This window comes from Glaesserella parasuis (assembly GCF_002015085.1).
Lineage (GTDB): Bacteria > Pseudomonadota > Gammaproteobacteria > Enterobacterales > Pasteurellaceae > Glaesserella > Glaesserella parasuis.
In genome coordinates this window covers 1-927 of record NZ_MUXW01000088.1, presented here as the reverse complement: position 1 = coordinate 927, position 927 = coordinate 1, and the positions used below count along the sequence as shown (strand labels likewise).

The window sequence follows — 927 nt, the reverse complement described above, 5'->3', positions numbered from 1 at the left end:
TGATTATATTTTGAAATCAAAATAATACTCAACGTTATTTTTGTAATGAATGTTATAAAACGTTTATCTTAAAATCTAAATTAGATCCAATTAAAATTTGGACTGATTACACATCCGGAAAACAAACCTATCAACAACTTGCCGAAAAATATCATTGTTCGGTTAGAACTATTCAAAGATATATTGATAAAGCCCCTAAAACAGCTTTAAAACCACCTTCAAATCGATACCTAAACATCATTATGGATACAACGTTTTTCTGTCGTTATTTTGGCGTATTAGTGCTAATGGATTCTAATTCAAATAATGTGATTTCACATTACTTTGTGCGAACCGAAAAAGATATTTACTACAAACTTGCTCTGAATAGGTTAAGGGAAAAGGCTATATAATTCAATGAATTACCTGCGACGGCAGACGGGGTATATTGAAAGATTTATTGGATACACCGACGCAAATGTGTCATTTTCATATGGTAGCTATTGTGATGAGAGCATTAAGAAAAAAACATCAATCTATAGCTGGAAAAGAATTAAAAATTATTGCATTGACACTTAAACAGAGTTCTAAAAAAGACGTCTATTTACGATTACATCATTGGTATTTAAAACATAAAGCATTTTTAGAAGAACGGTCAGATAAACCGAATGAAAAGGGCTATTATCCTTATAAACATCGGAATGTAAGAAGTGCTTATCATAGTTTTAAACGTTATATGGATTATCTATTTACCTATGAAAAGTATGGCGATTTAAATATCGAAAAAACGACAAATAGACTTGAAAACTTATTTGGGCAACTAAAGGAAAAATTATCGCATCATACAGGATTAATGAAAAGACATAAGATTATGTTTATAAAGGATTTTTTTAAATAAAAAGAGTTGCTAAGAATAATTAAAATATTCATTAGCAACCACTTTGTCAT

General features: G+C 29.2%; 1 protein-coding gene. It reads left to right on the top strand.

The annotated features are described in order from the left end of the window. Window positions 1-427: 427 nt before the first annotated feature. A complete protein-coding gene (locus B0183_RS12890) occupies window positions 428-877 on the top strand; it encodes a hypothetical protein (RefSeq protein WP_234802068.1) in 450 nt (149 codons plus the stop codon). Window positions 878-927 lie beyond the last annotated feature (50 nt).